Source organism: Nocardia sp. NPDC004582, assembly GCF_053602115.1.
Map to the genome: position 1 here is coordinate 1 of NZ_JBSGCY010000060.1, position 21,423 is coordinate 21,423.

A 21,423-nucleotide genomic window follows, 5' to 3' on the forward strand; every position below is an offset into this window, starting at 1 on the left:
GCCGCACGCGCGCTGGCCTGGCGGTGCGCCGGCTGGGTCGCCGCGGGCGCGGTGGTCCTGGTGCCGGTCGTCAGCGCGGTGTTGAAGGTCGGCTTCGCCGCCTCGGCGGGTGCGATGTGCACCGCGCCGCTGCTGGTGCTGCTCGCCGGTGAGCAAGGGATCGTGCAGGGCCACAGCCGATTCCGGGAGCTCGCCACGGTCCTGGGCGGGGCCGCGATCCTGCGGATCGCACCGGCCCTGATCGTGCTGGCCTGCGGATACGGCCCCGCGCCCGCCTTGTGGGCCGGCGCGGGCGGTACCGCCGTCGCGGTGGTGGCGGCTCGCGGGATCGCCGCGCGGACGGCTTCCGCCCCCGCCACACCGGGTCGGGCCGAGACCTGGGGGCTCGGGGTGGCCGCGGTGTTCCGGGCGGTGCAGGTGCAGGCGGCGCTGACCGCGCTGTCGGCGGCGGATCTGCTGGTGTCGCGAATCGTGCTCGACGAGAACGATGCCGGGCGGTACGCGCTGGGGGCGATCGCCGCGAAGATCGCGTTCTGGCTGCCCCAGGCGGTCGGCGTGGTCCTGTATCCGAAGATGGCGCAGCCGCAGCACTCCGCGCGCGCCATGCGATCGGCGCTCGCCGTGCTGGTCGGAATCGGGGCGGTCACGGTCGCCGGGGCCGCGGTGGCCGCGCCGCTGGCACCGCTGTTCGCGGGGCGGGACTACGCGCCGATCCAAGGGCTGCTGTGGCTGTTCGCGCTCGAAGGCGCGCTGCTGGCGGTCCTGCAGGTCGCGCTGCTGTCGGCCATCGCGGCGGATCGGACCGCGCCGGCGGCGATCACCTGGATCGGCCTGGGCATCGGGGTCGTGGTCATGCTGACCAGCGCCCACTCGGTCCTCTCGCTGATCGTCATCGCGACGGCGACCGCGGCCGCGACGACGGTGATCATCACGGGTATCGCACTGCGCACCGCGCCCGAGACGGGCGAGAGTGCTTCACGCGTCCCCGATCTCGACCCGAGCGGGACGTAGGGTTCCGGGGTGAGCATTCAGCGCCGGAAGCGGAGTCGGGCCGCGGCGGTGCCCGCCGCGTACAGCCTGGTGCTGGCATCGATCGTGCTGGGCCCACTGCTGGGACCCGGTTACCTGCTGCTGCGCGACGCGGTCAGCACACCCCGCTCCTACCTCACCGACTCCGCTCTCGGCCTGGGCGACGCCGCCCCGCGCGCCGTCCCCCAGGACGCGCTGATCGCCACCCTGTCGGCCGTCGTCGATGGCGGTGTCCTCGTCAAAGCCATTCTGCTGGCCGCCATCTGGCTCGCCGGCTGGGGCGCGGCCGTCCTCGCCCGGGAGCTGCTGCACGTCTCCCTCGGGCCGCGACTCGTCGCGGCCACCGTCGCCATCTGGAACCCGTACGTGGCCGAACGCCTGCTACAAGGCCATTGGAGCCTGCTGACCGGCTACGCCACCCTGCCCTGGATCGCCCTGCTCGCCTGGCGATTACGCGCCGACCCCGATCCCCACCCCACCCGATCCGGTGATCGCGCCGCTCCGAGGTCGCCCGCCGGGCGGGTGCGGGCAATGGGCGTGTGGGCCGGGATCGCGGGGTGTTTCGCGGCGGCCGGGCTGACCCCGACCGGGTCCTTGCTGGCCGGGGTGGTGGCGATTCTATTGGTGGGGCGCAGGAATGTGGTTGGGACGGTGGCGCTCTGGATGCTCTCGGCGGCGCCGTGGCTGACCGCCACGGTTCTGTCGGGGACGGGGGCGGAGCCATCGGATCCGGCGGGGGTCGCGGCCTTCGCGGCGCGCGCGGAACCCTGGCTCGGCACGTTGGGCAGCCTTGCCGGGTTGGGCGGTATTTGGAACGGCACCGCGGTTCCCGCGTCGCGCACAACGTTTTTCGCGCTGGTGGGGACGATTCTTCTGCTCGGACTGGTCGCGGCCGGGGTGCGTTCGGTGGTCGCGGGTGGCGGCGCGGATACCGGCGCGGTCACGGCGCGGGCCGGATCATCGGTGAGCGGTGGCGCATCCGCGGGCGATGCGCCGGAAAGCGGTGCGCCGGAGCTGAGTTCGGGGCGCGATGCCGGACGGGTTGTCCGACGGCGGCTGGTCGGGCTGGGGGTCGCGGCCATCGTGCTTCCCGCGCTCGGGGCGACCGTGTGGGGTTTGGCGGTGGGTGAGTTCCTGGTGCGCGAGGTGCCGGGCGCGGGACTGCTGCGGGATACGCAGAAGTTCGTGGCGCTGGCGATGCCCGCGTACGCGCTGTGCGTCGCGGCGGGGTGTCTGACGGTGGGGCGGTGGATCGCCCGGACGGTCGCGGACGGGGCGACCGCGACCGGGCGAGCTCGGACCGGCGGGGCCGCAGTGCTTTTCATTGTGATCGCGCTGCTGGCATTGCCGGATATGGCGTGGGGTGTCTCCGGTGCGCTGCGACCGGTGCGGTACCCGGCGGGCTGGGAGCGGGTGGCGGCGCAGGTGGGGGCGCCCGGTGACGTGGCGGTGCTGCCGGGCGGAATGTTCCGGAAGTTCCGGTATTCCGGGAGTGCGCCCGTGCTGGATCCCGCGCCGCGCATGCTGCCGCGAGATGTGTTGCAGACCGGGGAGCTTCCGGTGCGCGGCGGCAGCGTGGCCGGTGAGGGCGCGCGGGCGCGCAAGGCGGAGAGTCTGCTGCTGCACGGTGGATCGGTGCGAGAACTCGCGGGACTCGGGGTGGGCTGGGTGCTGGTCGAAGGAGGCACGCCCGGGCCGTTGGGGGATTCGAAAAATGTTCTGGCCCAGCTGACTCCGGTCTACAGCGATCGCGACGTCCAGCTGTATCGGGTACCCGGCGAGATCGCCGCGCACGAGGCTTCGGCGGGCAGCCGCCGCGTCGCCGGGGCCGCGCATCTGCTGTGGGCGGCCCTGCTGGTCGGCGGATTCGTCACCGCCGCAATCGTTTCGGCGCGGCGCGGCTCATTCCTTCGGAAAGCCGAGCGCGAATCCGGCACCGATCACGACGACACTGATCAGCGCGATGACGACGATGATCCACATGCCTAGATGCTAGAAACGATCGCCGCCGCCCGTCCGGACTTCGCCGAATCCGCGCACTACGCGATCGCGGTGTGCGCGAATCAGACTCGCGCGGGGGCGATGAGTCCGCTGACCCGCTCACCGCGCGTCACCGCGGACAACACCTCGTAGACGCCGTTCCCGGTTTGCTCCCAGGAGAATTCGCGAGCCCGCGCCCGCGCCTTCTCCCCCAGCACGGTGCGCGCTTCGCCGTCGCGGAGCAATTCCCCGACGGCCTCGGTCAACTGGGCCGAATCGTCGACCAGCAGTCCGGTGACGCCGTCCACGACGGAATCGGTGAGCCCGCGCGAACTGCGGTACCCGACGGTCGGCACCCCGTGCTGGGCGGCTTCGATGACGGCCAGTCCCCAGCCCTCCTTGCGGGAGGGCAGCACGTGCACCCAGGCGCGGGCCAGCAGTCGATGCTTCTCGTCCTCGTCGACGTGCCCGTGGAAGGTGACGGCGTCGGCGATGCCGAGTTCGCGGGCGTGCGCGCGCAGGTTCTCGTCCCACCAGCCGCCGCCGACCACGTCCAGGCGCAGGCCGGGAACGCTGTCGCGCAGTCCGGCGACCGCGGCCATGGCGTCCTCGATCTGCTTGTGCGGCACCAGCCGCGAGAGCACCACGATGCTCGGATGCGGCGTGCGGGTGGATTCGCCGCCCGCGGGCACGCACTCGGGGATGGGCTCCGCACCATTGCGCACCACCGCGATCCGCCGCGCCTCCACGCCGAGCGCGGTGAGCTCCTCGGCGGAGGGCAGCGACACCGTCAGGTACTGGTCGCCCCGGTGGACGCGCGGCGAGAGCCGTGATTCGATCCACCACCCGATCCGGCCGACCAGCCGCCCGGCCACCGGCCACTGCTCCCGATGCCCGTGATGCACCAGCACCACGGTGGGCGCGGCCGTCACCGTGCGCGCGAAGAAGGGGATCCCGTTCTGGGTGTCGATGACCGCGTCGGGCCGCAGCCCCGCGAGCGGTCCGAGCCCGATCCGCCCGAGCGCGATGGCGGCCAGCGCCCGCGGGTACACGGTGAACCGTCCCCCGCCACGACTGATCTCGATCCCGTCGACCGATTCCCGCCGCGCCGCGCCCGGATACCCGGCGGTCCGCAGCGTCACCTTCACACCGCGCGCGGCCAGTTGCGCGCCGACCCGCTCCAGATACCGTTCACTCCCACCGCCCTGCGGATGCCCGGTGTCGCGCCAGCACAGCAGCAGCACTTCACGCACGGGCGAATCTCCAGGGGCACGGTCGGGGACGGACAGACAATGGGCTCCACCATATAGCGAGCCGATCGGTCTCGGGCCGGCAGTGCCGATCCGACCTGCGAAAGCCCGCGATTCGCCGCGTGAGACACTTGCCGCCGTGCTTCGAGCCGATCAGACCAGAGTGCGCCGCCCGCGATTCGCTCGCCGAGCGACCCTGCGGCGTTCACTGCGGCTGCTGGGGAGCTTCCGGTTCGAGCAGACCGATCCCGCCGTGTTCTACGGCGGTGTGGCCACCGATACGGCCGAGCTGGTGTCGGACTTCTACCGCGATCTGACCGGGCAGTCGCTGCGCGGCACCGTGGTGCTGGACGTGGGCGGCGGGCCCGGCTACTTCGCGGACGAGTTCGGGCGCGCGGGCGCGCGCTATCTCCCGGTCGAGCCGGATCCCTCGGAGATGCACGCGGCCGGATTGCGGGTGGCGGGCGCGGTGCGCGGTTCCGGGATGGCGCTGCCGTTCCGCGACGACGCGGTGGAGGTGTGTGTCTCCTCGAATGTGGCCGAGCATGTGCCGCAACCGTGGGTGATGGCGGCGGAGATGCTGCGGGTGACGAAACCCGGTGGCCTCATGGTGTTTTCGTACACGGTGTGGCACGGCCCGTTCGGCGGGCACGAGACGGGGCCATGGCATTACCTGGGCGGGGAGTACGCGGCCCGACGGTATCGCCGCAAGCACGGGCGGGAGCCGAAGAACCGTTTCGGGCGTTCGCTGTTCGCGGTCAGCGCGGCCGAGGGCGTGCGCTGGGCGGCGGAGACGCCGGACGATATCGAGATCCTGGCGGTGTTCCCGCGTTACCACCCGCGCTGGGCATGGTGGGTCGTTCGGGTGCCCGTGCTGCGGGAGCTGCTGGTCAGCAACCTGGTGGTGGTGGCCGCTAAGCGGCCGCGCTGACCCGGTTCAGCGGAGGGAGAGGCCGCGCCGCCACACGCGGCGGAAGCCGGTGCAGGCTTCGGGTTCGCCCCACGGTGACTCCTGGATAGCCAATCCCACCGTCTCCATCGCGGTCAGGCCGACCTGACCGGCGAGGTCGTTCACGGTGGCAACCGCCTCGGCCGCGAGTAATGCGGCGGTGGCTTGCGCCGTGGTGAGGGTCCGGCCGGGTAGGAAGGACACCACCCAACCGCCCGCGCCGACGCTTTTCGCCTGATGCGGCGTGAGATCGCTGGTCATCAGCGCTCTGCCGACCACTTGCACCGCCATGACTCGGACTCCCCTGTGCGGTAACGGTTCATGTTACGTGCGAGCTATCCACGGTAGCTATAAAGCATGCTCGCTACGGCTGCCGAATGCAATAGTGCGTTCGGCGAAAACAGAACCGACAGGTCGGGATTCGATAGTTAGGAGTGCTGACGATTTGCCGCGAGTATGCGGAAGTGCTTGCGCCACTGCGTGTCCGACGTGATCAGTCCTGCGGCATCAGAAGCCGCAGCGCGGGTTGCCCTTTCCGGACAGTCGGATAGGTCGCCTCCACGACCTCGACCCGCCAGCCCGGCGGCAGTACCCGCTGCAACTGGCCCGCGGCCCGCTGCATCGGAGTGCTGATCGCCGGAGAGTCGATGTCGGACAACTCGCCGAGCAGGAAGTCATCGAACCGCGTATCAGCCATGCGGGGGATCTACCTTTCGAAGAGCTATGTGATAGCAACCGACCGAAATGGTGGAGAAAGGTGTACCGACCCGAGCATAGGCCACCGCCGGGCAACCAAGATTTCAAACCGCGGATTACCTCGCCGGTAACAAGGGTGCTTAGAAACCGTGGGGTCTAATTTCAAAGAAAATCCCGTTCAGCGGGACCTCGACGCACCGGGACGCGGACAACCACAGGCGCAAAACTGTAACGTGTTCTCATGGAGTACCAGAGTCTGTTCATCGGTGGCCGCTGGACCGAGCCGGCCGGCACCGACACCCTCACCATCGTCTCGCCCGCAACCCTGGAAACCGTCGGCAGCGTGCCCGTCGTCACCCGCGCCGACGTGGACGCCGCGGTCGCCGCGGCCCGCCGGGCCTTCGACAGCGGACCCTGGCCCGCCACCCCGCCCGAGGAACGCGCCGCCCTGCTGTCCCGCGTCGTCGCGCTGCTGGACCAGAAGTCCGGGGACCTCGCCAACGCGCTGTCCGCCGAGACCGGTGCGCCGCCGATGGCCGCCAGCACCCTCAACTACGTCTCCGGCCGCGCCACCCTCGACTACTACGCCGGCCTCGGAAAGTCCTTCCCCTGGACCGAGACCCGCACCGGCCTGTTCGGCACCAGCCGCGTCTCGCGCGAACCGGTCGGCGTGGTCGCCGCCGTCATCGCCTGGAACGTCCCCATCTTCCTGGCCATCAACAAGCTCGCGCCCGCGCTGCTGGCCGGCTGCAGCGTCGTCCTCAAGCCCGCGCCGCTGACCCCGCTGGCCGCCAACCTGCTGGCCGACATCTTCGCCGAGGCCGGCCTGCCGGAGGGCGTGCTCTCGGTGCTGCCCGCCGAGGCCGACGCCTCCGAGTACCTGGTCTCCCACCCCGGCGTCGACAAGGTGACCTTCACCGGCAGCTCGGCGGTCGGCCGCAAGATCGCGAGTATCGCGGGCAGCCAGCTCAAGCGCTGTTCGCTGGAGCTGGGCGGCAAGTCGGCCGCGATCCTGTTGCCCGACATGGACATCACCGCCATGCCGCAGCTGGCCTTCTCCGGGCTGATGAACAGCGGCCAGGCCTGCGTCGCCCAGACCCGCATCCTCGCCCCGCGCGGCCGCTACGACGAGATCCTCGAAGCCCTCACCGCGGCCGTCGACCTGTTCCCGGTCGGCCTGCCCGACGATCCGGCAGCGCAGCTCGGCCCGCTGATCTCGAAGGCGCAGCGCGAGCGCGTCGAAGGCTACATCGCCAAGGGCAAGGACGAGGGCGCGCGCCTGATCCGCGGCGGCGGCCGCCCCGACGATCTGCCCGGCTGGTACGTGCAGCCCACCGTCTTCGCCGACGTGGACAACGCCATGACCATCGCCCGCGAGGAGATCTTCGGCCCGGTCCTGTCGGTGCTGCCCTACGACACCGAGGAGGAGGCCATCGCCATCGCCAACGACAGCGACTACGGCCTCGCCGGCTCGGTCTGGACCGCCGACATCGAGCACGGCGCGAGCGTCGCCGCGAAGGTCCGCACCGGCACCTACGCCATCAACTGGTACGCCTTCGACGCGTGCGCGCCCTTCGGCGGCTACAAGACCTCCGGCATCGGCCGCGAGAACGGCCCCGAGGGCCTCGACGCCTACTGCGAGACCAAGTCCCTACTGATGCCCATGGGGTACAGCGCGTAACCAGCTGAAGAACAAAAGGCTCGCCCGCACAACCTGTGCGGGCGAGCCTTTTTCGTTCGGTCTTACGCGAGACGCTGCTTCAGCGCCTCGAACTCGTCGCGCAGGCCCGAAGGCAGCTTGTCGCCGATGAACTGGAACCACTCCTCGATCGAGGGCAGCTCGTTCTTCCACTCCTCGACATTGACCGCGAGGGCCTCGTCGACGTCGGCGGCCGTCACGTCCAGGCCCTCGAGGTCGAGGTTGGCCGCGACCGGCACATTGCCGATCGGGGTGGCGGTGGCCTCGGAGCGGCCCTCGATGCGGCCGACGATCCACTCCAGCACGCGGGAGTTCTCGCCGAATCCGGGCCACAGGAAGCGGCCGTCGTCGCCACGGCGGAACCAGTTGACGTAGAAGATCTTCGGCAGCGCCTGGGCGTCGGCGTTCTTGCCGAGGGTGATCCAGTGGTTGAGGTAGTCACCCACGTGGTAGCCCATGAACGGCAGCATGGCCATCGGGTCGCGGCGGACGGTGCCGACCTTGCCCTCGGCGGCGGCGGTCTGCTCGGAGCCCACGGTCGAGCCCATGAACACGCCGTGCTGCCAGTCGAAGGACTCGGTCACCAGCGGGATGGTGGTCTTGCGGCGACCGCCGAACAGGATGGCCGAGATCGGCACGCCCTGCGGGTCGTCCCACTCGGGGGCCAGGGTCGGGCACTGCGACATCGGGGTGCAGTAACGCGAGTTCGGGTGCGCGGCCAGGGTTTCCGACTCGCGCTCGAACCAGTCGTTGCCCTTCCAGTCGATGAGGTGGTCCGGAGTGCCCTCCAGGCCCTCCCACCACACATCGTTGTCGTCGGTGAGGGCGACGTTGGTGTAGACGGTGTTGCCGGCCTCCATGGTGGCCATGGCGTTCGGGTTCGAGCTGTGGTTGGTGCCGGGGGCGACACCGAAGAAGCCGAACTCGGGGTTGACGGCATATAGTCGGCCGTCCGCGCCGAAGCGCATCCACGCGATGTCGTCACCGAGGGTCTCGGCGCGCCAGCCCGGGATGGTCGGCTGGATCATGGCGAGGTTGGTCTTGCCACAGGCCGACGGGAACGCGGCGGCGATGTAGTAGGCCTTGTTCTCGGGCGAGATCAGCTTGAGGATCAGCATGTGCTCGGCCAGCCAGCCCTCGTCGTGCGCCATCGCCGAGGCGATGCGCAGCGAGTAGCACTTCTTGCCCAGCAGCGCGTTGCCGCCGTAACCCGAACCGTAGGACCAGATCTCGCGGTCCTCGGGGAAGTGGGTGATGTACTTGGTGTCGTTGCACGGCCACGGCACGTCGGCCTGGCCCTCGGCGAGCGGGGCGCCCACGGAGTGCAGCGCCTTCACGAAGGGGCGGTCGGTGCCCAGCTTCTCGAGGGCGGCCTGGCCGGCGCGGGTCATCACGCGCATGGAGACCACGACGTACTCGGAGTCGGTGATCTCGACGCCCAGCTTGGGGTCATCGGCGCCGAGCGGGCCCATGCAGAAGGGCACCACGTACATGGTGCGGCCCTTCATGGAGCCGCGGTACAGCTCGGTCATGGTGGCGCGCATCTCGGTCGGGTCGACCCAGTTGTTGGTCGGACCGGCGTCGGCCTCGCTCTTGGAGCAGATGTAGGTGCGCGATTCGACGCGGGCCACATCGGAGGGGTCGGAGAGCGCCAGGTAGGAGTTGGGCTTCTTCGCCTCGTTCAGCTTCTTGAAGGTGCCGGCGGCGACCAGCTGCTCGGAGAGGCGGACCGCTTCCTCCTCGGACCCATCCGACCACACCACGCGGTCGGGCTGGGTGAGTTCTGCGACCTCCTGTACCCAGGCAAGCAGTTCCTTGTGCTCGGTGGGCGCGGTGCCATCGTGAAGACCAGGAATGGTCGCTGAGGTCATGAAAACTCTCCTGAGATGGGCGGCCCCGATAGCCTCGAGCCGAGGAGCGCGGCTCGCGACACCGAGTGCCACCAATTGCGGCAAGGCTCCCGTCGGTCCCGAACGTGCGCCCATACCGGCTGGACGCACGTACAGGAACACGGCGGATGCCCTAGTTCCTGCCATAGAGGTTAACGCCATATATCGCGCTGTACGGAATCGGGTTGTCCAGTCGGTACCGGGTCGAAACCTCCGACCAGCCGCTATCCGAATTCGAGTGCGGCCAGGTCACGATCACAGGCCCGCAGCAGAGCGGGTCGCCGCTGCGCCGCCTGCCGCAATTGCGCCTCCAATTCACCGACCCGCAAATCGGTTTCGACCATGCGGGCGGCGGCCCTGCCGAGCACCTCGTCGGTGAGCCGTTCCTCGGCGTCCACCAGGGCGGTGGCGACCCGTTGTTCCAGGCCCGCACGGGCGTCGACCAGCGCGTCGGCGACCCATCGCCGCAGGTGAGCACCGTGGGCGAGGCGGCGGCGGGCCCGCACCACCCAGGCCGCGCCCGCGGCACCGAGTACCAGACTGATCGGCATGATCGCGTAGTCGAAACCCTGCAGCAGAGCCAGCGGCGCCACCAGCAGCCGGCCCAGCCCGAACCCCGCCGACGCCCCCAGCACGATCACCAGATGGTCCTCCACGCCCCGCGGCCGCGGTCCCGGCGTCGGGGCCGCCCGCGCCACCCGATCCGCCGGGTCCGGAAAAGATATATGCCATTCCGCCGCGACGGATTCCTCGACCTGACGGCACAATTCGCCGATCCGGACCCGAATCATCCGATCAAACTCTTGTGTGAGCTTTTCCACACATTCGGCGACGCGCACCGGAAATTCGGCGAGCGCATTCCGCGCCAACCCGTCGATCTCATCCCGCAACTCGCCGTTCAACCCCCGAATCCGCGCCCCCACCTCGTGCAACAGCTCCACCCGAGCCAGCTGCGCCCGATTCCGCACCACGCTCATCGCCGCTCCCCGGCCGCCGTCCCCCACCGCCAGCAACCGCGCCCGCTCCGCCCGCAACCCCGCCACGTCCCGCCCGTCGCGGACCGTCTCCAGCTGCTCCCGAATCCGCCGCCGCGTCTCCGCCAGCACCCGCTCCCGCACGATCGCCACCTGATCCCCGACCGCGCCCGCCCCCGCCGCCGCCACCAACCTGGCGTGCAACAACCCCAGCCCCGACCGATCCACCAGCGCCGCGTCCCCCGCCACCCGCCCGACCGCCGCCATCCGCCCCGATACCGGCACGATCTCGTCCCCGCCGGCCCCGGCCACCTCGAGTAACTCCGCGTCCAGCTTCCGCACCTCCCGCCACTCGCGGTGCGCGTGAATCCCGTCGAGCGCGAAGACGATCCGCGTGCCGTCGGCCCGCAATCCCCGCACCCGGCCCAGCAGCTCTCCGCCGATCAGCGCACCGGCATCGAGTACGACCAGCGCCACACGGTGCGGCCGGGACCTCGCGTCGTCGCCATCGTTCGCGTCGGGCGCATCGGTTCCAGCGCTGAGCACGGCGTCGGCCACCCGGCCGCCATCCGCCGCGCCGCCGGTGACGATGAGGTCGAGGCGCGGCTGGAACCGGGCCAGCTCCACCCGCAACGCGGCGGCGAGGGATTCGTCCGCGGCGATGAGCGCGACCGCCGGGGACGCCGGCGGGTCCGGGACCGTCATTCCGCGCAGCAACGCCAGCCCGTGCGGATTCCAGCGCATGACAACGGATTCCGCGGCCTCGGGCAACGCTCTCGGCACCGGGTCCGGGCCGGCTTCGCCTACCCCGGCCCCAGGGCGGCGCCGGCCCTCCGGCAGCCCGGCGATGAGATCGACCTCCGCAGGCTGCCGCTGTCGCCGACTCCGGTGCCCGCGGTCACCGTGCGCATCGGGACCCGGCCCGGTCGCGGGTTCGGCCGTCACCGGCGCGTTCGGCTCGCTCGCGGCGGTCCGGATCAACGGCGGCAGGTCGAGGCCACCGTCTCCGGCCGGCACCTGGGCTGTGGGCTGCGCTCCGGGCCCGGTGACCCGCCAGCGGCTCGGGGCCGGGATCGGCAGCGGGTCTCGCGTCGCGGAGACTCGGACCGGCGGCGGCAATGCGAGGCCATGGCCCGCGGTCAGCGGGTTCCGCTCGCTGCCGGTACCCGTTTCAGGCCGCGCCGCAACGGGTTCCGCGGCTCGGGCCGTCACCTCGGAGGCCGCGGGGAGGGTATCCGGCGGTGGCGGATCCGAGTCCGGCCGCGGGAGCGGTGGTTCGGTGGGACGGTGTGCTGGCATCAATACCGCTGATTCGTTCCCGCCGATGCGTTCGGCTTGCCCGGTCGACGCATTCGGCCCGGTCGCCGATCTCGGCGGGGCCACGGCGGATCGTCCGTCGCGAGTCGGATCATTCGGCCGGCTCGGCCGCGGCGGCTTCGTAGCGGCGGTGCAGTTCGCGGTGGAGCGGGTCGATTCCGCTGGCGCAGTGCAGGATTTGGAGCAGGAGCCGGGCCGGGAGACGCGGGGCGTGCCGAAGGGCGGTCAAGGCGCACGAGACGCCGTACAGGTCCCAGCGGTCGAGCAGGACGCGGCGAGCGTCGCGGCCGGGGGCGATCTCCGGGGCGAGGAAGAGGTCGTGGGACAGGGTGCGGGATGGGTCCGGGTCGTCGCGGTGCCGGTGCAGGGTGGTCAGATCGGTATCGGTGAGGGCGCCCGCGCGGGTGCGCGCGGCGAGGGTGGCGACCACCGGGAAGACGGGCAGGCCGAGGTCGGTGGCGAGGGTCTCGGCGGCGGTGGCCGCGTCGGACCAGCGGATGCCGATGGCGTCGGCCTTGTTCAGTGCGACGAGGGTCCGGTCCGCGGGCAGGGTGGCGAGGGCGCGGCGGTCCGCGCGGTCGGCCAGGCCGGGGAGGACATAGAGGAGAAGGTCGGCGTCGAGGATCGGGGCCGGATGCCCAGGCTGGTCGATCGACCGGGTTTCCTCGGCGGTGAGCAGGGACAGGGCGCCGCGGAGGGTGGTTTTTCCGGCGCGGGCGCGGCCGGTGACCTGGATGCGCGGCGTACGCCCGGGCGGCACGCGGGCAGCGTATCGGGCGGATGCCGGGGTGGGGCGGAAAACTCTCACGGAACCCACAATCAAGACCGTGCGGTCGGTGAGGCGGGCCGAAACCACCCTTCGGCGGGTGGTGGAAATGGCAACTACCGCAAGGTGAGTCACCGTGCGGTCGCCATCGCAGGTGGTCGCGGCGGTGTGTCCGGCGTGGCGTCGGGCCTGGCAGCCGGATTGATCTTGGCCACCGGAACCCGTGGTCGATTGCTGCGCTAAGGATCGAATACTGGACAATGGACGCCGTGAACGACGCCGCGAACCCCTCTGCCCAGCCAGCTCCCGGGCCGCGGTCCGCCGACTCCGCGGGTGACCCCGGTCACCCGGAGAACCCCGCCGCCGAGGCGGAGCACACTGCCGCCGAGTCGGAGCAGACCGCCGGCCGCGAGCGCCCCGTGGGCGGCAACCGGCTCTATCCCCGGGTCACCAGTTTCCGGGCCCGGCGCGGCGCGGTGTCGCCCGCGCGCCAGGACGCCTGGGATCGGGTGTGGCCGGTGATCGGCAAGGACGTATCCGACGAAAAGCTGGACGCGGACGCCTGGTTCGGCCGTTCGGCCCCGCTGATCATCGAGATCGGCTGCGGCACCGGCACGGCCACGGCGGCCATGGCGCAGGCCGAGCCGGAGTTCAACCTGGTCGGCATCGAGGTCTACAAGCCGGGTCTGGCGCAGCTGGTGCAGCGGGTGGAGCGGGAGGGCATCGACAACCTCCGGCTGCTGCGCGGCGATGCCGTGGATGTCCTGGAAAATATGATTGCTCCCGAATCGCTGACGGGTGTGCGCGTGTTCTTTCCGGACCCGTGGCCCAAGGCCCGCCATCACAAGCGGCGGCTGCTGCAGCCGGAAACCTTCGCACTCATCGCAAGTCGGCTGATTCCGGGCGGCGTGTTGCACGTCGCGACCGACCACGCGGACTACGCCGAGTGGATCGGCCTGTACGGCAATGCGGAACCCCAGCTCATCGGCATGAACGAGCCGACCGGCGGGGACCCCGAGGCGTATCGAAACAAGGCACCGATTGGTTTCGAACGTCCGATTACCAAGTTCGAAAACAAAGGACTCCGCGCGGGTAGCGCCATCACCGAGTTCATCTGGGGGAAGATCGAATCATGAGCGTCAGTGAGATGACCCCGGAGGTCGCGGAAGTTGCCGGAATAATGCACGGCGGCGACTCGACCGGACTACAGGGCACCACCGGGCTCCACGGCAACGCAGCCGTAGCCATTGGCGGCACCGCCACCGACGTACGCCGCGTGCTGTTGGTCTGGGATGCACCGAATCTCGATATGGGCCTGGGCGCCATCCTCGGCGGCCGCCCCACCGCCGCCTACCGCCCACGCTTCGACGCGCTGGGCCGCTGGCTGCTGGCCCGCACCGCCGAACTGTCGGTGGGCAGCACCACCCGGGTGGAGCCCGAGGCCACCGTCTTCACCAATATCGCCCCCGGCACCGCCGATGTGGTGCGACCCTGGGTCGAGGCACTGCGCAATGTCGGCTACGCCGTCTTCGCCAAACCCAAGATCGACGAAGACTCCGATGTGGACAGCGACATGCTCGGCCACATCGAGCTACGCCGCCGCGGCGCCGGACTGGCCGGGATCATGGTGGCCTCCGCCGACGGGCAGGCGTTCCGCGCGCCCCTCGAGGAGATCGCCGCTTCCGGCGTGCCTGTTCAGGTACTGGGTTTCCGCGAGCACGCGAGTTGGGCCGTCACGTCGGATATTCTCGAATTCATCGACCTCGAGGACATCCCGGGCGTGTTCCGTGAACCGCTGCCCAGGGTCAGCCTCGACTCGCTGCCCGACGAGGGTGCGTGGCTGCAGCCGTTCCGGCCGCTGTCGGCCCTGCTCACCTCCCGCCCCGCTCAAGGAGTCGCTTAGTGTTCACCCGCTGGGGCGACCTGGTCTACAAGCTGCGCTACACCGTTCTGGGTGTGGTCGTCGCCGCACTGCTCTCGTTGGGAGCGTTCGGGTTCGGGCTGGAGGACCATCTCAGCTCCAGCGGATGGGACGATCCGACCTCGGAGTCCACCGCGGCCGCGCAGCTGAAGGACAAGGTTTACAACCGCGACCACAACAGCGACGTGGTGCTGCTGTACACCGCGCCCGACGGCGGCACCGTCGATGATCCGGCGTGGAATCAGAAGATCATCCAGTCGCTGAACGACCTGCCCAAGCAGCACCCGGAGATCACGCAGGTCAACGCGTCACCGTGGAAGACCGAGACCGGTCAGCAGCTGGCGCAGGCGGTGAGCCCGGATCGCAAGCATGCCTTCGCGACGGTCGCCATCAAGGGCGACAACGACACCGAGATCATGCGCAACTACCGGAATGTGAAGAACGCCTTCGACGTTCCGGGCGTGACGGTCGAGGTCGGCGGTATGCAGCCGATCGCGGGCACCCTGAACGACACCATGGCGCAGGACCAGAAGCGCATGGAGATCATCGCGATCCCGGTGGTCGCGGTGCTGTTGTTCTTCATCTTCGGCGGTGTCGTCGCGGCCGCGCTGCCGCTGATCATCGGTGGCCTCACCGTGCTCGGCGCGAACGGCATCGTCATGGGGATCACGAAGTTCACCGAGGTGAATTCGTTCGTCTCCCCGGTGGTTTCGATGATCGGCCTGGGCCTGGCCATCGACTACGGCCTGTTCATAGTCAGCCGCTTCCGTGAGGAAGTCGCCGACGGCTACGACACCAAATCGGCGGTGCGGCGCACGGTGCAGACCGCCGGCCGCACAGTCATCTTCTCGGCGACCATGATCATCGCCGCCAGCGCCGGCATGCTGCTGTTCCCGCAGGGCTTCCTGAAGTCCGTGGCGTACGGCACCATCGCGACCGTCGCGCTGGCCGCCATCTCCGCGCTCACCGTCCTGCCCGCGCTGCTGTCCATTCTCGGGCCGCGCGTGGATGCCCTGGGCCTCAAGCGTTTCCGCAAGGAGAAGACCACCGAGCAGATCGAGAACGGCTTCTGGGGCCGGATGACCGCGTGGGTGATGAAGCACCCGCTGAAGGTGGCCATCCCGATCACCATCGGCCTGCTGCTGCTCATCATCCCGGTGAAGAACCTGCAGTTCGGCGGTATCTCGGAAACCTATCTGCCGCCGGACAATTCGACCCGACTGGCGCAGCAGCACTTCGACGAAGTGTTCCCGATGCGCAAGTCCGACCCGCTGCAGCTGGTCATCGTCACCGACGATTCGCGCAGTGTCGGGCCGCTGATCAGCGAGGCCAACGCGACTACGCCCGGCCTGCTGTCCACCGGCAAGTTCCAGATCCCGTCGAGGCCGCCGAACGGCTCCAACGTGTGGGTCTCGGAAGGCCGCCTGGAGAAGGGCGCGGACAAGGCCGCCGCCATCGACGCGCTACGCGCCATGGAGGTGCCCGACGGCGTCGACATGATGGTCACCGGTCAGCCCGCCATCGAACAGGATTCGATCAGCGCGCTGCTGGACCGGATGCCGTTGATGATCGCGCTGGTGGTGCTGGTGACCACCATCCTGATGTTCCTCACCTTCGGCTCGCTGGTGCTGCCCATCAAGGCGGCGCTGATGAGCGCGCTCGGCCTGGGCTCCACGCTCGGCATCCTGACCTGGATCTTCATCGACGGTCACGGCTCGGGCCTGCTGAACTTCACACCGCAGCCGATCATGTCGCCGGTGCTGGTGCTGATCATCTCCGTGGTCTACGGCCTGTCCATCGACTACGAGGTGTTCCTGCTCTCTCGCATGGTGGAGTCGCGCACCCAGGGCGCGAGCACCACCGAGGCGGTGCGCGCGGGCACCGCGCAGACCGGCCGCATCATCACCGCGGCGGCGCTCATCCTGCTGGTGGTCACGGGCGCGTTCGCGTTCTCCGACCTGGTGATGATGCAGTACATCGCCTACGGCATGGTGTCGGCGCTGTTCATCGACGCGACCGTGCTGCGCATGCTGCTGGTCCCGGCCACCATGAAGCTGCTCGGCGACGACTGCTGGTGGGCGCCCAAGTGGATGAAGAAGGTCCAGCAGAAGATCGGCCTGGGCGAGCCCATCCTCGACGATGAGCGGCCCGGTGGCGGCGAGGTGGTGGACCTGGTCAAGACCACTCCGATCACCGACCCGGTCACCATGCAGATCCCGATCGTCGCCGACGGCTCCACGCCCGCGCGCCCGCGCAAGCCGCGCCCGCGCCGCAAGGTCGACGTGGACAGCGAGGCCCCGACCCAGCGCATCGACACGGTGACGCCGGCGGAGGCCACGCCGCCCGCCGACAACCCGCCGCAGCCGACGGAGAACCCGGTGCAGCCGGCCGAGAGCGCCGCTCCCGCGCCGGAGCCGGAACGCCCCGCGCCCGGATTCCCGTCCGCCACAGCGCGTCCCGGCTTCGGTGTCACCCCGTCGACCACCCCGCCCCCGGCCTTCGCCAAGCCCGCGGGCATCAGCGAACCCGGCGCCCAGGCGACCTTCGGCACGCCGGCGGAGACCTTCGGCACCGCGTCGGAAACCTACGGCGCGCCCGTGGAATCGGTTCCGCCGCTCGCCCCGCGCCGGGTGATCAGCGCGGCCGCGGCGGAAGCGCCGACCACCGAACTCGGTTCCGTCCCGCCGGTCGCCCCGGCCGGCCCCGCCGAGTCCGCCGACCCTCGCGGTCCGGTGACCCCGATCGGCGACTTCGCCTCGCCGGCGCGCGGTTCCGTCCCCGGACTGCCGCAGCGGAAGCCGGAACAGCCCGCCGCGCCCGCCGAGAGCCCGTCATTCGGCCATGACGTGAGCTTCACACCCCCGCCCGCCCCGGTCACGCCACCGAGTTCGGTGCCGTCGATCTCGCAGCCCGCACCGCCGGTGACCCAGGTGCCCCCGGCACCGCAGCCCGAGGCGACGCCGCCCGCGTCCACGGTCGGGTCGGGCCGAGTGCTGCCGCCGCCGGCGCCGAAGATCGCGCCGCATCCGGCCACCCGGGCCCAGCTGTACCAGCCGCAGCCCGAGGGCGAGCAGCCCACGCCCGCGCCGGAAGCCGCTCCCGCGGAACACCATCCGGCGCACCACGCGGCCGGTGAGCAGTCCGGGGAAGGCGGCGGGCGCAGCAGCATCGAACAGTGGATGTCGGATCTGCGCACCTCCCGGCGCAGTCCCGGCAAGCCGGACGAGGACGACGCCAAGCACCGCGGTGGTGAGGGGCGGCAGGTCAGCGTCAACGAACTGCTGCGGCGCCAGAACAACGACTGACGCGCCAGACGCGGAAAGGCCCGGCCGAATTCTCGGCCGGGCCTTCCTCTTTCGCCGCCTAGGTGCGGGCGTTCAGGTCGGCGAAGGTCCGCGCGTAGCGGGTGCCGACCATCAGCAGCAGCACGCCCACCACCAGGAACGCGGCCGCGCGCAGTAGGCCGGCCAGGGTGGCCAGGTCGAACAGGAACAGCTTGGCCAGGGCCGCGCCGGTGAGCAGCAGGCCCGCCACCAGCGCCACCTTCGCCTGCGGCGACTTGCGCGAGAGGCGGCGCAGGCCGAACAGCAGTGCGGCGGTGGCCGCGACCATCCAGATCACCGTGGCGATGCCGTGCCCGGCCAGGAAGCCGTCACGGCTGCCGGTGGCGACGCCGAGGGAGACGGTCAGGGCGCTCACCGCGTACAGCCCGCCGATGCCGGCGAACACCGACAGCACGGTGGCGTCGGACTCCCGGTCGAGAAGGCCCAGGCGGCGGGCCGTCCAGGCCGCGACCGCCAGCACCGCGAGCAGGAACACCGACGACAAGGCGGTCGCGATGCCCAGGTGCGCATCGGCTTCCGGCTGCGCGGCCAGTGTGTCCGGGTCGGCGCGGAACAGGAAGGCCAAGACGCCGAGCCCGCTGTAGACCGCGCCGAGCGCCGCCGCGAACCGCGACCGCTGCTGTCCGGCCACCGCCAGGAAGCCCACCGCGACCACGAACAGCGCCGTCGGCAGCGTCTGGACCTCGGTCATGCCGACACACGCCTCGAGCAGCGCGACCGCGCCGGCCAGCGCGGACACCACCGCCAGGTGCCCCGGAATCCGCGCGGCGGCACCGAGTTTCGGCACCCACGCCACCGCCGCGACCAGCAGCAGGACCGCCGCGACCGCACCGGACACCAGCGTCGGCGTGGTGCGGCCCGAAAACAGCAGGGGCGCGGCCAGCATCGGCACGGTCGCCGCCCCGAAGCTCAGGCTCGCGGTCACGTCACCCGAGCGCAGCCGTCCGGCGAGCACCGCACCGGCCAGCCCGGTCACCGCGATGACGATCGCGGCGGCCAGCGCCTGATACCGGTCCGGCCCCGCATCGAGGGCCGTGCCGACCACCGCGAGCAGGGTCACCAGCACCGCCGGAAGCGTCCGAATCACGTGCAGCCACGGCCAGTCCCGCACCAACTGCACGGGCAGAGCGGCGATCTGCAACACGATCAGGAAGCCGGCCAGCGGCATCAACTCGGTCGACACGAACGGCGCGAGCACCGCCGCACCAACGGTGACCAGCACGGCCAGACCCTGGGAGTTCCACCGCATGGCGAGCGCCACGCCCCCGGCCGCGATCCCGAACGCCGCCACGTACCCGACCACGGGGTCCAGCCACCGGTACATCGTGGTCATGGCGACGACATCCAGATATCCCCCGGCAATACCGGTGGCCGCCAACGCGATTCCCCCGACCCGGCCACCCGGCTTCCCGAACACCCGTGCCCCGACCGCCACCAGCGCGGCCGAGAACAAGCCCCCGGCCACGACTCTCGGCACCGGCCCGAAGAACCCGGCCTGCGCCGCCAGCACCAGCAACATGACCACACCGATCAAGGTGACCGCCACCCCGGCCACGGCCAGCACCCGGCTGATCACCCCTTCCCGCTGCCACCACGGCTCCCGCACCGCCCGCCCGGCCACGACCCGCCGCTGCTGCGGAACCCCGGGAATCGGCGGCATCGGCCGGCGCACACCGGGACCCGCCCATCCCGGCTGCCCCACCGGCATTCCCGCAGGCGGGTAACTCCACCCGGCGACGGGCACGGGGCCGCCCACGGGCCCTCCTACGGCCGGAACACTCTGCCCCACAGGCATTCCCATCGGACCCGAAGGCGGAATCCAACCGGAGGCAGGCGGGATCGACGCACCACCGGTCGCGGTCTGCGCGGCGGTGCGAGTGGTTTCGGCGAGGACCTGGGTGTGCAAGGTGTCGAGGTCGCGGCCGAGGAGGTTCAGGTGCTCGCTGAGCGAGGTGAATTCGGTCGACAGCCGCGCGATCAGGCGGGGATCGATGGCGGGATTCATGCCCGCAATGCTCCCGACCTGGGGGTTTCGGCACATGAGTAGAAACACCCGGGTGACGGGCGATTACTACCCGAGTCGCGCCGCGGGGTCAGGCGGAGTGGGCGGCCGCGCGGGCGATGGTGGCGTTGATCTCGGCGGTGATCAGGTCGGGGGCTTCCAGCATGGGGACGTGGCCCAGGTCCGGGAGCGGGCGGATCTGGACGGCCGAGGTGGGGGTGAGGGGCGCGTAGACGTGCGGCGGCAGCACCCGATCGTGTTCGGGCAGCAGGATCGTGGTGGGGACGTCGAGCTCGGCCAGGCGGGTGAAGCCGACGGACAGGTCGGAGTCGGCGGCGAGGTCGTCGGCGATGGCGCATTCGGTGATGGCCGCGGTCATGGCCTTGGCGAGCGGATTCGGCACGTCGGCGGGGCGGTTGGCGAGCAGCGGCAGCAGCAGGCTGCGCAGCAGGGACGGCATGGTCGGCTGCCGGCCGGGGCCCAGCCCGATGAGCGGCCCGAAGGCGCGGAACCGGCGCAGCAGCGAATCCGCGGCGGCGGGAGTGCGCCACAGTCCGGCGGGCGCGATGGCGGTGCACGAGCGGGCCCGGCCGCGGGCGGCCAGTTCCAGGGCGATCCAGCCGCCCAGCGAGTTGCCCGCGATATGGACGGTGTCCCAACCGGATTCGTCGAGCAGCCGTTCACAGTGGTCGACCAGGGCGGCCACGGTGGCGGGCCGCGCGGCCTCGGGTCCACCCCAGTGCCCGGGCAGGGTGGGGGCGAGCACGGCGTGGTTCGCGGCCAGGTCGTCGAGCACGCCGCCCCAGGACTGCCAGGTGAGCAGGACGCCGTGCAACAGCAGCAGCGGCTCGCCGCGACCGGTTCGATGCACTGCCTCGGGAGCCGGGACGCCTTCCACCATGCGCCCGACCCTACCGTCCGGATCCGGCGCGCGCCGACCGCGAAGACCGGCTCACGCCCCGTTGAGGAAGCGCTTCCAGTTGGTCCCGAACGGGTGCTTGGCGGTGACGGAGCTGAACCGCAGACTCCCGTGCACGATGATGTGCAGCGGCCCCATCGGCGGCCCGCTGCGCACCTTGGTGTTGGCGCTGGACCCGATCAGATCGATGGCGTTGAGGTCCACGGTCGCCTCGGCGGGCAGGATGAGTTCCAGCGAGCTGCAGGTGTCGTTCACGTGGATCTCCACCACCTGGGTGGACATCACGGCCTGGGTGAAGTCCAGGTGCACGCTGCCCATCAGGCTGTTCAGCATGAGGCTGGGCGGCACGTGCCAGACGCCCCGGCGATGCACGCTCGACATCCGCGCGCGAATCACATTGCCGGGCATGGGTTGTGGCAGGCGCGGCGGCCCGCTCACGAACCGGGGCGGCGGCGCCACGTAGCGCGGCGCGGCCGGGGCCGGCTGCCCGACCAGCCGGACCCCCGGCAGATCGATCAGCACCGCGTTCAGTTCGCCGCGGGTCTTGGCCGCGAGCGCGGTGTCCATGCGCTCGGTGAATTCCCCCAGCGACAGCATGCCCAGCCCGACCGCTCGCTGCAGCAGCCGGCCGACATGTTCGCGTTCGACATCAGATACCCGTAGCTCCCGGTCGCCGATCACGGTGCCG

The 21,423-nt window shown here is 70.8% G+C and carries 16 protein-coding genes; 7 read left to right on the plus strand and 9 right to left on the minus strand.

All coding sequences use genetic code 11. The annotated features are described in order from the left end of the window. A partial coding sequence (locus ACWELJ_RS18185; RefSeq protein ID WP_452367299.1) for a polysaccharide biosynthesis protein occupies positions 1-1,011 on the plus strand: 1,011 nt, incomplete at its 5' end. A 9-nt stretch (positions 1,012-1,020) separates the two neighbouring features. Beyond that, positions 1,021-3,018: a hypothetical protein gene (locus ACWELJ_RS18190; protein WP_452367300.1), complete on the plus strand. Its 1,998-nt coding sequence runs from the start codon at positions 1,021-1,023 to the stop codon at positions 3,016-3,018. Positions 3,019-3,092: 74 nt separating this feature from the next. Here ACWELJ_RS18190 and ACWELJ_RS18195 read toward each other — a convergent pair whose 3' ends face one another. Beyond that, a complete protein-coding gene (locus tag ACWELJ_RS18195) occupies positions 3,093-4,262 on the minus strand; it encodes a glycosyltransferase family 4 protein (RefSeq protein ID WP_452367301.1) in 1,170 nt (389 codons plus the stop codon). Positions 4,263-4,398: 136 nt separating this feature from the next. On the opposite strand from ACWELJ_RS18195, the gene ACWELJ_RS18200 reads away from it, so the two are divergent. After that, positions 4,399-5,190 carry a methyltransferase domain-containing protein gene (locus ACWELJ_RS18200; RefSeq protein ID WP_452367302.1) on the plus strand — a complete coding sequence of 264 codons (792 nt, stop codon included), beginning with the start codon at positions 4,399-4,401 and terminating at the stop codon, positions 5,188-5,190. A gap of 6 nt (positions 5,191-5,196) precedes the next feature. On the opposite strand, the gene ACWELJ_RS18205 is transcribed toward ACWELJ_RS18200, so the two are convergent. Further along, a complete protein-coding gene (locus ACWELJ_RS18205) occupies positions 5,197-5,499 on the minus strand; it encodes a hypothetical protein (protein ID WP_452367303.1) in 303 nt (100 codons plus the stop codon). Positions 5,500-5,701: 202 nt separating this feature from the next. Further along, positions 5,702-5,905, minus strand: coding sequence for a hypothetical protein (locus tag ACWELJ_RS18210; protein WP_452367304.1), 204 nt, complete (start codon positions 5,903-5,905; stop codon positions 5,702-5,704). A 240-nt stretch (positions 5,906-6,145) separates the two neighbouring features. On the opposite strand from ACWELJ_RS18210, the gene ACWELJ_RS18215 reads away from it, so the two are divergent. Continuing rightward, a complete protein-coding gene (locus ACWELJ_RS18215) occupies positions 6,146-7,585 on the plus strand; it encodes an aldehyde dehydrogenase (RefSeq protein WP_452367305.1) in 1,440 nt (479 codons plus the stop codon). Between the two features lie 62 nt (positions 7,586-7,647). On the opposite strand, the gene ACWELJ_RS18220 is transcribed toward ACWELJ_RS18215, so the two are convergent. From ACWELJ_RS18220 to ACWELJ_RS18230, 3 genes are all read right to left on the minus strand, one after another. After that, positions 7,648-9,474, minus strand: a complete 1,827-nt coding sequence (locus tag ACWELJ_RS18220; protein ID WP_452367306.1) for a phosphoenolpyruvate carboxykinase (GTP) — start codon at positions 9,472-9,474, stop codon at positions 7,648-7,650. A gap of 242 nt (positions 9,475-9,716) precedes the next feature. Then, complete coding sequence (locus tag ACWELJ_RS18225) at positions 9,717-11,249, minus strand: hypothetical protein (protein ID WP_452367307.1); 1,533 nt, start codon at positions 11,247-11,249, stop codon at positions 9,717-9,719. A gap of 625 nt (positions 11,250-11,874) precedes the next feature. Further along, positions 11,875-12,543, minus strand: coding sequence for a hypothetical protein (locus tag ACWELJ_RS18230; protein ID WP_452367308.1), 669 nt, complete (start codon positions 12,541-12,543; stop codon positions 11,875-11,877). 266 nt (positions 12,544-12,809) lie between these two features. Between ACWELJ_RS18230 and trmB the strand changes: the two genes are divergently transcribed. Genes trmB through ACWELJ_RS18245 form a run of 3 tightly spaced genes read left to right on the plus strand, consistent with a single transcriptional unit; the run spans position 12,810 to position 17,775 of the window. Continuing rightward, positions 12,810-13,685, plus strand: coding sequence for a tRNA (guanosine(46)-N7)-methyltransferase TrmB (trmB, locus tag ACWELJ_RS18235; protein WP_452367309.1), 876 nt, complete (start codon positions 12,810-12,812; stop codon positions 13,683-13,685). Continuing rightward, entirely contained in the window at positions 13,682-14,452 is a 771-nt protein-coding gene (locus ACWELJ_RS18240) for an NYN domain-containing protein (protein ID WP_357094131.1), read from the plus strand. The genes trmB and ACWELJ_RS18240 overlap by 4 nt, the downstream gene beginning before the upstream one ends. Beyond that, positions 14,452-17,775 (plus strand): MMPL family transporter, encoded by a 3,324-nt coding sequence (locus ACWELJ_RS18245; protein WP_452367310.1) that lies wholly within the window; start codon positions 14,452-14,454, stop codon positions 17,773-17,775. Before ACWELJ_RS18240 ends, ACWELJ_RS18245 begins: the two co-directional genes overlap by 1 nt. 58 nt (positions 17,776-17,833) lie before the next feature. Here ACWELJ_RS18245 and ACWELJ_RS18250 read toward each other — a convergent pair whose 3' ends face one another. From ACWELJ_RS18250 to ACWELJ_RS18260, 3 genes are all read right to left on the minus strand, one after another. After that, positions 17,834-19,819, minus strand: coding sequence for a DUF2339 domain-containing protein (locus ACWELJ_RS18250; protein ID WP_452367311.1), 1,986 nt, complete (start codon positions 19,817-19,819; stop codon positions 17,834-17,836). Between the two features lie 88 nt (positions 19,820-19,907). Continuing rightward, complete coding sequence (locus ACWELJ_RS18255) at positions 19,908-20,717, minus strand: alpha/beta fold hydrolase (protein WP_452367312.1); 810 nt, start codon at positions 20,715-20,717, stop codon at positions 19,908-19,910. Between the two features lie 51 nt (positions 20,718-20,768). Continuing rightward, on the minus strand, positions 20,769-21,413 hold the full coding sequence (locus ACWELJ_RS18260) for a DUF1707 SHOCT-like domain-containing protein (protein ID WP_452367331.1): 645 nt from the start codon (positions 21,411-21,413) through the stop codon (positions 20,769-20,771). Between the last annotated feature and the right edge of the window lie 10 nt (positions 21,414-21,423).

Excerpts from the sequence above, each read along its gene's own strand:
- ACWELJ_RS18255 (WP_452367312.1), bottom strand. The coding sequence starts at position 20,717 with ATGGTGGAAGGCGTCCCGGCTCCCGAGGCAGTGCATCGAACCGGTCGC.
- ACWELJ_RS18205 (WP_452367303.1), bottom strand. The coding sequence starts at position 5,499 with ATGGCGGTGCAAGTGGTCGGCAGAGCGCTGATGACCAGCGATCTCACG.
- ACWELJ_RS18220 (WP_452367306.1), bottom strand. The coding sequence starts at position 9,474 with ATGACCTCAGCGACCATTCCTGGTCTTCACGATGGCACCGCGCCCACC.
- ACWELJ_RS18215 (WP_452367305.1), top strand. The coding sequence starts at position 6,146 with ATGGAGTACCAGAGTCTGTTCATCGGTGGCCGCTGGACCGAGCCGGCC.
- ACWELJ_RS18250 (WP_452367311.1), bottom strand. The coding sequence starts at position 19,819 with ATGAATCCCGCCATCGATCCCCGCCTGATCGCGCGGCTGTCGACCGAA.
- trmB (WP_452367309.1), top strand. The coding sequence starts at position 12,810 with ATGGACGCCGTGAACGACGCCGCGAACCCCTCTGCCCAGCCAGCTCCC.
- ACWELJ_RS18210 (WP_452367304.1), bottom strand. The coding sequence starts at position 5,905 with ATGGCTGATACGCGGTTCGATGACTTCCTGCTCGGCGAGTTGTCCGAC.
- ACWELJ_RS18240 (WP_357094131.1), top strand. The coding sequence starts at position 13,682 with ATGAGCGTCAGTGAGATGACCCCGGAGGTCGCGGAAGTTGCCGGAATA.